Source organism: Pseudorhodobacter sp., assembly GCF_030452865.1.
Taxonomy (GTDB): Bacteria; Pseudomonadota; Alphaproteobacteria; order Rhodobacterales; family Rhodobacteraceae; genus Pseudorhodobacter.
On record NZ_JAKDLJ010000121.1, the window covers coordinates 1 to 8630 of the forward strand.

10 protein-coding genes, 1 tRNA gene and 1 pseudogene are annotated in these 8630 nt (G+C 59.1%); 5 read left to right on the forward strand and 7 right to left on the reverse strand.

Translation table 11 applies throughout. From position 1 onward, the window contains the following. Positions 1 to 1034: pseudogene (locus tag L0H65_RS09020) on the forward strand (hypothetical protein); the annotation flags it as partial. 23 nt (positions 1035 to 1057) lie between these two features. Here the strand turns inward: L0H65_RS09020 and L0H65_RS09025 are convergent. Continuing rightward, positions 1058 to 1273, reverse strand: a complete 216-nt coding sequence (locus tag L0H65_RS09025) for a hypothetical protein (protein ID WP_301458551.1) — start codon at positions 1271 to 1273, stop codon at positions 1058 to 1060. A 193-nt stretch (positions 1274 to 1466) separates the two neighbouring features. On the opposite strand from L0H65_RS09025, the gene L0H65_RS09030 reads away from it, so the two are divergent. Next, positions 1467 to 1721 (forward strand): DUF2312 domain-containing protein, encoded by a 255-nt coding sequence (locus tag L0H65_RS09030; RefSeq protein WP_301458542.1) that lies wholly within the window; start codon positions 1467 to 1469, stop codon positions 1719 to 1721. A 165-nt stretch (positions 1722 to 1886) separates the two neighbouring features. On the opposite strand, the gene L0H65_RS09035 is transcribed toward L0H65_RS09030, so the two are convergent. Then, positions 1887 to 2759, reverse strand: coding sequence for a hypothetical protein (locus L0H65_RS09035; RefSeq protein WP_301458543.1), 873 nt, complete (start codon positions 2757 to 2759; stop codon positions 1887 to 1889). 140 nt (positions 2760 to 2899) lie between these two features. On the opposite strand from L0H65_RS09035, the gene L0H65_RS09040 reads away from it, so the two are divergent. Continuing rightward, positions 2900 to 4576: an iron ABC transporter permease gene (locus L0H65_RS09040; RefSeq protein WP_301458544.1), complete on the forward strand. Its 1677-nt coding sequence runs from the start codon at positions 2900 to 2902 to the stop codon at positions 4574 to 4576. Positions 4577 to 4627: 51 nt separating this feature from the next. Further along, positions 4628 to 4703: transfer RNA gene (locus L0H65_RS09045), tRNA-Thr, on the forward strand. Positions 4704 to 4788: 85 nt separating this feature from the next. Here the strand turns inward: L0H65_RS09045 and L0H65_RS09050 are convergent. Continuing rightward, the gene (locus L0H65_RS09050) at positions 4789 to 5001 is read right to left on the reverse strand and encodes a hypothetical protein (protein WP_301458545.1); all 213 of its coding nucleotides are present in this window, start codon (positions 4999 to 5001) and stop codon (positions 4789 to 4791) included. Continuing rightward, a complete protein-coding gene (locus L0H65_RS09055) occupies positions 4998 to 5159 on the reverse strand; it encodes a hypothetical protein (protein WP_301458546.1) in 162 nt (53 codons plus the stop codon). Before L0H65_RS09055 ends, L0H65_RS09050 begins: the two co-directional genes overlap by 4 nt. A gap of 70 nt (positions 5160 to 5229) precedes the next feature. Between L0H65_RS09055 and L0H65_RS09060 the strand changes: the two genes are divergently transcribed. After that, complete coding sequence (locus L0H65_RS09060) at positions 5230 to 5874, forward strand: helix-turn-helix domain-containing protein (protein ID WP_301458547.1); 645 nt, start codon at positions 5230 to 5232, stop codon at positions 5872 to 5874. A 6-nt stretch (positions 5875 to 5880) separates the two neighbouring features. Here the strand turns inward: L0H65_RS09060 and L0H65_RS09065 are convergent, their stop codons facing one another. The 3 genes from L0H65_RS09065 to L0H65_RS09075 form a co-directional block, all read right to left on the reverse strand. Continuing rightward, complete coding sequence (locus tag L0H65_RS09065; RefSeq protein WP_301458548.1) at positions 5881 to 6741, reverse strand: hypothetical protein; 861 nt, start codon at positions 6739 to 6741, stop codon at positions 5881 to 5883. A gap of 308 nt (positions 6742 to 7049) precedes the next feature. Next, positions 7050 to 7763: a hypothetical protein gene (locus L0H65_RS09070; RefSeq protein WP_301458549.1), complete on the reverse strand. Its 714-nt coding sequence runs from the start codon at positions 7761 to 7763 to the stop codon at positions 7050 to 7052. Next, entirely contained in the window at positions 7760 to 8518 is a 759-nt protein-coding gene (locus L0H65_RS09075) for a hypothetical protein (protein ID WP_301458550.1), read from the reverse strand. Before L0H65_RS09075 ends, L0H65_RS09070 begins: the two co-directional genes overlap by 4 nt. Positions 8519 to 8630: the final 112 nt, after the last annotated feature.

Sequence of the window (8630 nt, forward strand, 5' to 3'; positions counted from 1 at the left end):
AGGCCGAAGCCCTGCGTCACGTCTTCTTTGCCGAACGCCGCGCCGGACGCATGTTGGGTGCCAAAGCGAAAGCACAAAAACTGGAGCGGATCTCCATCGTCGGTGCAGCCGCCGATGCCGTTGCCCTGACGCGCGAGGTGTTGGCGGCGGGGTATGAGGTGACGCTGATTGACGGCGATGGTGACGCGCTGGCCAAGGGATTGGAAAGCGTGGCGCATGGGCTCGCCTCGGACCTTGCGGCAGGCAAGCTGTCGCAAACGGAGTATGACGCGCACTGGGCACGGGTGCAGCCAGGCCTTCCGGGGGAGGATGGCGACGCCGCAGATCTGGTGTTCGTGACCGGCCCCTATCGTCATGCGGATGCGAAAGTGCCCGGCATCGCCGCGACCTCCGGCGCTCCGATTGTCACGTTGGGGCGGGTTGGTACTGGTGGGCAGCGGGCATTGGGGCTGGTAATGATGCCGCCGACACAGAATGGCAGGCTGGCCGAAATGTTGGTCACGCCCGACAGCGACGCCGAGACGGTGGCGACCCTGCTTGCCCTGCTCAAACGCATGCGGCGCAGCGTCATTCAGGGGCAAGGCGCCGGGATTTGCGCCGGCCTGTCATCGGCCTTCAGCAAAAGCCTGCAAGTGTTGGAGGACAAGCATGGGCCGGAACCTGTGTTGGAAGTACTGACCCGCTGGGGCATGGTGCGCGACAGGGACCGCCACAGCAACGACCCGGCGAGCCTTGACCTTTGGTCCGGTCTGGCAGCGCCGATGCTGGGCGCGTTGGCCAATGCCGGATTGCGGCTTTATGGGGACGAGGCCGCACTGCGCCCGTCGGATATTGATCTGGCGATGGTGCTCGGCCTTGGTTTTCCGCGCTGGGGCGGTGGCCCGATGTTATGGGCGGCGCGGCGCGGCTTGCTGGTGCTGCGCGATGATCTGATGGAATGGGAAAAAGATGACGCCGCACTTTGGTCCCCCGCTCCGGTGCTGGATGGCTTGATCCGCGAGGGCATCAGTCTGGACGCATTGAACGACGGCTGAACGGCTCGGACCGCTGCCCTCGGCTACTTCAGCAGAATGCCGAAAACCACCAGCATCAGGCCCAGCGCCGAAACCCCGAGCGCGCCCATGTTCAGCGCCACCACCTTTTGCAAGGAGGCGCGCATCTCTGCTTCCGGCTTACCGGAATTGCGTGCCTTCATCGCCAGAACGACACACCATGCCAAACCGGCGACCCCGATCAACGAGACGGCGGCGCCAATCCAAACCAGCATTTCCATGATCTGCCCCCTGCCGATCTCAAACCGCGACATTGACCCGCGCCTCTAACCGAGGCGTTTCGGCGGGGCAAGTCGAAACGCCGCACCCGCGTCTTCGATATTTGTACGCCACTTCGCCTTTTTACAAAAGCGGTGCTTGAACCGCCCCCCGCTGCCGCGCTAGGGAAAGGCTCCCAGAGCTAGAGAGGCCAGCATGAGCGATCCGATTGACCAATATTCCGTTACCGCCGATGAGCTGCGCGCGTTCATTGAGCGTTTTGAGCAGTTGGACTCCGAAAAGAAGGACCTCGCCGAGCAGCAAAAGGAGTTGATGGCGGAAGCAAAAGGCCGCGGCTATGACACCAAGGTCTTGCGCAAGGTCGTGGCACTGCGCAAACGCACGCCGGATGATATTGCCGAAGAAGAAGCCGTGCTTGACCTCTACAAAACCGCTTTGGGCATGCAATAGAATTTTGATATGAAAACGCGTCGCGTTTCACGTCCGGGCGGTCCGAGAGGTGAAACGCCGCCACCGCGAGAGCGTTTCGCACTGACTCGTATCAAAATTGCCCGCCTCCCCCGTTGATCGAAAGCGAATTTCGATCTGCCTGTCGCAGATGAAATGCAAAACGATTCAGGCGGTCAGGAAATGAACCCCGTCCATGGCAATGATCCGCGATACGTCCTGATCATAGCCCTCTGTCATCCCGGCGATCAGGTCTTCAGACCATCCCGGCATGTCGATTTCCACTTCCACCTGATCCGTCAGCGCGAATTTATCCAGAAACGCCGAGACCACCCTGCGGCGTTGGGTTGCATCCTGCGGCGGATGCGATTCGATATATCCTGCCATCCGCCCCATGCCATCGGCGGACATGATCGAGGCGAGCAGATCATCCGTTTCCGTCAGCGTGATCTTGTCGCTATGGCCGGACACGGCGCGGAGGATTTCCGGCCATAAAAGCGGGGTGTCCTCGTCGCACCAAACCGTTATCGGCACCTGCGGGTTGCGTTCCCGCAGTGCCGATATCAGCGTTGACCAGCGCAGCGACGCCACATCCATCCCCTCGATGAAATCCTCATAGGCTCGGCCTTTCTGCTTATGAAACATCGCAGGAACAAAGGTTGCCGGGTTGCGGATCGCAAGATGAAATTCCGTTTCAACCCCCGGGAATATCTGGCAAAAGGCGTGCATGCGGTCGGGACCGGACGTATAAATCCCCCCGCGAACCGCACTCGGCGCGAAGCCCATGAAATTGTCCCATGACAGAATGACCCGCTCTGCCCGGTTTTCGGACATGATCTGTTCCATGATCATGGTTTGCGTTTCTTCCGAGGCGGCTTCCCCTTTCAGGGACATCGCGGTATCACGCAGCAACGAGCGGTACTTGGCAGGGCCGGGAACCACGATCCCTTCTTCGGCAAGCCGGCCGCGATTTTTCAGCAGGCAGCGCAGCAAACGCTCCTCATCCGTGCAATGGGCACCAAGGTGATAGACAATCCGCATCAAAGCCTTCCCGTCGGTTTTCTGTGGCGCAGGGTGTTCATGGGTCTTGTAAAGCGTCGCGACTTCATTTTGAAACGCTATAATCGAACTATAAGGCCTTTTCTGGACAGTCAAACCGCTTTCCTGTACGGCTGCGACTTATGACCGAGCAAAACACTCAACATCCCGCGGCATCGAGAAGGGTCTGGTCCTGGAACCGCTTGCCGAGCCTGTGGTCGGTCGGGGCCGCTCTGATCGCTTTGGTGGTGATTGCGCCAATATTGTCGGTGATCTGGATTGCGTTCCATCCGGTGGAAAACATCTGGCCGCATCTGATGTCGACAGTGCTGCCGCGCTACTTGGGCAACACATTCCTTTTGATGTTCGGGGTCGGAATTTTGACGGCGATGGTCGGCACCGGCGCGGCATGGCTGGTTGCGATGTATCGCTTTCCCGGCAGCCGCTGGCTCGACTATGCGCTGTTGTTTCCCTTGGCGATACCGGGCTATGTCGGCGCCTATGCGCTGGTGGATTTCTTCGACTATTCCGGCGTCGTCCAAACCGCGATGCGCGCCGGGTTTGGCTGGCAGGATGCGCGCGACTACTGGTTTCCGGCGATGCGCACGCCGCAGATGGCTGTTTTGGTACTGTCGGCAGCCTTATATCCCTACGTCTATCTGCTGTCCCGCGCCGCTTTCCGGGAGCAATCGAATTGCACTTATGAGGTGGCGCGCGCTTTGGGCAAAGGCCCGATCAGCGTGTTTTTTCGCGTCGGCCTGCCCTTGGCCCGCCCGTCGATTGCGATGGGGGTGGCCCTTGCGATGATGGAAACCGTGGCGGATTTCGGCACCGTCGATCACTTCGGGGTGCAAACCCTGACCACGGGCATTTTCTCGGTCTGGCTCTCGGGTGGCAATGCCGGGGGCGCGGCGCAACTGTCGCTGGTCATCCTTGCCATCGTCGTGGTGTTGCTCGGGATCGAGAGATTGAGCCGCCGGAACGCGCGGTTTTTTCGCATGTCCCGCGCGTCCCGCCCGTTGGAGGCGCAGCGTCTGACGGGCGCGCGGGCTTGGGTGGCAACATTTGCCTGCCTGATCCCCTTCGGAATGGGCTTTGTGCTGCCGGTCGCAGTGATGCTGGGCCATGCGGTGAAAAAACCGGGGGCCTGGGTGTCACCCGGTCTGTTGCAAGCCTTTGGAAATACAGTATTCGTCGGCGGGATTGCGGCTTTTCTCACTGTCGCGGGCGCGGTGTTTCTGGTTTATGGCGTGCGGATGGTCCGCCGGGGCGCGCCCCGAATGATCCTGCCGCTTACATCGGTCGGTTATGCCGCACCGGGGGCGGTTCTGGCAGTAGGTCTGCTGATCCCGCTGGCTGCGTTCGACCATCATCTTGCCGATGCGATTCTGGCGCTGACAGGCGTTGAGCCGGGATTGATTCTGACCGGATCGGCGGCGGCATTGATCATCGCCTATTTCGTCCGGTTTTTCGGCGTCGCCCAAGGCGCGGTTGATTCGGCTTTCGGCCGCATTTCGCCGTCCTTGCCGCTGGCGGCGCGATCCTTGGGGCGGGGTCCGGGCGGAACACTAAGCAGCGTCTATCTGCCACTGATGCGCGGGTCCGTCGCAACCGCTCTGCTGGTGGTTTTTGTCGATTGCGTCAAGGAATTGCCGGCAACGCTGCTGTTGCGCCCGTTCAACTACAACACGCTGGCCACCCGCGTCTATGAACAGGCGAGCCTTGAACGCATCGGCGACGCCGCCCCTGCCGCGCTGCTGGTGATGCTTGTCGGACTGGCTGCGGTCTGGGTCCTCGCCCATGCCAATCGCGCGGGATAAACGCAAACCGCACTTGCAACGCGGGTTTTCTGCGGCTATCTGATGTACACTGCCCCTATAGCTCAGCTGGTAGAGCATCTGATTTGTAATCAGAGGGTCTGCGGTTCGAATCCGTATGGGGGCACCATATTACCTAATAGAATCAATACGATAAAGGCCGCCCGCTAAGGCGACCTTCGTGTTTTTGATGGCTCTGCAACAACTCTACAACATTAGGCAGTGTCGCCGTCAGCCAAGCGTTTTGCACGATCCGCGAAACACTGCGGATCGTAGCAGAAGCCGAAGAAGCCCTTTTCGTCACGGCAGAAGTCAGTCACAAAGTTTTCGCCGATGTAGTGATTGATCACGCGTTGCGCGGCTTCGACTTCGGCAAGTGCGACGCCATCTCTGCAACGCCCCGTGATAATGTGCGGTTCGTGGGTCATGCGATCACCTCGACCCATAGGGGCTGACTTTCACCTTCGATGAACACCAGCCGGTAGGTGTGGATCTCATCCACGTCGTCCTTCCAGTTCACCTCACTGTCGTCGCGTGCGCCTGCGTCCCGCAATGCTCTCATTGCCGCTTTAAGCTTTTCAGTCATTTGGTAGTCCTTTCGGATGGTTTGCGTTATGCCGTGTTGGCAGGAACACCATCACCCGAGGGGCACATCCATGGCTAAGCAGCTACTTCCAACTACCTGCTTTGAGACTGCCTTCATCGAATACCTCCGCCTGAAATTCGAGTTTGAACCGCTGATGCACTACGCCATGGCAGCACTTCATGTTTGTGATCAGACCAGCCGCGAATACCCAGACTTTGTGAAAGGGTTCCTTGCTTGGTTCGCTCCAAGTTTCCTGTTTGACCACAAAGGAGCCTTTCCGGCGCAGGGCCACCAAGCCAATCCTGCGGGCGCAAGATGGGGCCGATACGAGGACTGTCATGAACTGCTCGAAGGCTGGCTCAACGACGACCTAGACGCCGCGTTGAAGCGTCAGGAGACGACCTTGATCATAATTGAGGAAGTTGAGATCAAGATGGCTGAGGATCGGGACGACGAAAGCGCCGATGGAAGAAAGCGAGCAATGACCAAGAAGCCCGAAGGGGTGATATTCGGTGAGATCGCCGACGACTTGGGAATATCGCCCGATACAGTGAAACGCTGGTACAGGCGAGCGACCGAGATGCCCGAGAACTTTCTTTCACATATTGAACCGGTCGCGCTATTGAGGACCGATGGACAGTTCACCATAGAGACTCGGGAAGTTGGCAGACCCGGTGAAATCAGGTTTCGACCGGGCAAGGTACTTCGCCCGTGATAGCGCCTACCATCCAAGCGTAGCCATGATCTGGGCGAGGTCTGGTGCTTCAATGTCGGGCAGGTCAAGCTGGTAGCGGCTGGTGCGCGGATCGCCCATCCAATCCGTGCCCTCTTGCACCGTGATCGTCATATGTTTCTTGGTGACATGCACGCCTCGGATGCTGTGCAGATTCTGGTTTGCCAGCAGCCAAAGCCGGAACCTTTGCAGGTTGTCTGGCTGGAAGAACGCGACGGCCTCGTGTAAATAATGGGTGCCATGCTTGATGCGCTCGACGATGGCCACGCGCTTCTCCATCAGTTTCTCGGCTTCGCCCGCAGTCACGCCATCTGCTTTACCGATGATGCAGGCGATTCCGCCTCTCGCGTCACCGAAGGCGCGGCAGGACTGCCCGAGATGCGCGACACCTTGCACGTCACTGGCTTTGATCTGTTCTCTGACCGCTTTCGGGATGTGATGCCCAAGGGCTTCCATCGCCGCCTCGGCCTCCCACTCATTTGGCGCAATGTCCGCGTCGATCATCGGCAGGAGGTCCGCAGCATTACCTATGATCGCCTCTGCTTGCCGTCGCTTGAGCCTTATACCGGCAAGCTGGTCGCGCTTACGGTCGAGGGAGTTGACCGTCTGCTTGTCGAAGTATTCTTCTGCGCAGACATTCCCGCACAAGGCGCGACGGCCATCAGGTAGCAGTGCGAGGTAGCCGTGCTTATGCAACTGCCGTTGGGGGCAGAAAGCGCAGTGAACGTCATGATCGGCGCTGTAAGGTTCAAGGAGTTGCAAGGGCCGAACACCGGCCTCGACCTTCGAGACAACTCCGGGCTGCGCCTCGGGGTCCGTGATCAAGAATTCTTCTGAGTGATGCGCCATATGGGCCTCCGATTCTGTTCACCTGAGAAGGTGGAACAGAACGGCAACGGAGTCAAGTTATAGTTGCTCGCATGACTCTGCCCGCAACACCTAGCGCCTCCTTCTAGATCGGTCAAGGCCTTTTTCGGCTAATCCCATGAGCAGCGCGTCTGTGAAGGCTGTTATCCTCGCGCCATTACCATTATGCCCAAAACGTAGGGACACCCATCAGCGCGCGATATTTGCCCGGTGTTTGCCCGCGTCTCGTTGAAGTCGTCGGGCGACTGTGGGCGCGGCGATCACAAGCACCGCGACAGTGCAGGTTTTTCCTACCAGTAGCCCCGCAAAGCCACTTCCCCGATATGCGCACCGATGCTGCGGTGATCGGACAGCCACAGCGCCAGCGATGCCGACACGGCCAAGTCGGCATGGCCGAACTTCGTGCCGCCCTCAATGCGCACGCGCCCGGTCGATCCCACATCGGCCTCAAAGCTCTCAAGCTCTTGGCGCAGCAGATCGCGGGCAGCGAAGTTGCCGATGGTCAGATCGCCAGTATGAATGGCCGAGTTCAGCGACGACAAGAGCCGGGTGCGCCCCACGTTGTTAAAGGTCTGCCCACGCTCCTTCGATTCCGACTCATTCTCGCCCGCAACCATCTGAACGCGGGTGTGCTGCACTGACTTCGTGTTGAGAATGTCGCAGAACGCGCGGCCCACGCCCGAGGCATCCACGACAAGGTAAGCGCGGCCCGCGATGGACGGGTCCATCATCAGGTTGCGGGTCACGATGGCAAGATCGGCGTAGGACATGGCTGGTAGGTGATCCGCCCGAACGATCTCACGGCGGCGCTTGGTCAGCTCCTGCCGTCCGTTCTCGTCATAAAATGGCACCCGCTCATCCAGTATGATCGAATAGGCGTTCCGGTCTTGCGCCTGCGCGATATCCAAGCCGATCAAATAGCGGCGATAGCCCTTTACAATGTCCACGGCAGGATCGGCATTCGGCATAATGAGGTCTTCCCCGCGTTGGATGATCTTGGTCATGTGGTTCTCCAGCTTTCATTCTCGTTGGTGTAGTCGAACGAATTGTTCTTCGACGTGTTCTCACTGGCCGTGAGGATTTGAAGGTTCCACGGGACATGCAGCCCTTGCACGTCGGGGTGAGTGAGCGGGATAATGTGATCGACGTGGTGCGGGATGCCTGTCTCGTCGGTCAGACGCTGAGCCTCTGCGTAAAACGCGTGCATGTCGGCAATGTGGTTGTCCATGAGCCAGTTGGGTGTTGCGTTGCGTTTTGTGGCATCGCGACGCCTGTTTCGCTCGCTGTGCTTTGCTTTAATTTCCGGTCGGGAGAAGTATTCTCGTTCTTTCTTCGCAGCATCAGGACGCCGATATTTGCGCCTCCGATCTTTGACCTCAGGACGGTTGTTGTACTCACGTCTTCGCTCAACGGACTCCGGTCGGCGCTCGTACTCGCGCATGTAGATTTGAAACTTTTTCTTGTCCTCAGGACGAGCGTACTGTTTCCGGTCGTACTCGCGCGCCCAAGCTCTGTGTTTCGGACTGGCTAGATACTCGCGGTTGCACTCTCTGCAAACGACCGTGCTGGCCCACCGGATCGACACATGGCCGTGCTTACACGGCTTGCCCGTGAAGAAGTGTTTCAATCCTACATCCCTCGCCTCCATCGCCGTAGCAGGTAGGCCCGTCCACTCTGGATGCTCTGCATCGACTGCGGCTTGCGCGCGGGCGTCGTGCGTCCCGACGACTTCCCAACCTAAAAAAGGAGTGTGTTTCATAGCGCCACTCCCCCAAAAATATTCCCCAATGAAAGTTGCGGTGTGTCTGTGAAGGCTGCGGCGATGGCTGCCGAGTCGAAAAACTGCTGGCCCCCGCCCATGAAGGACAAGC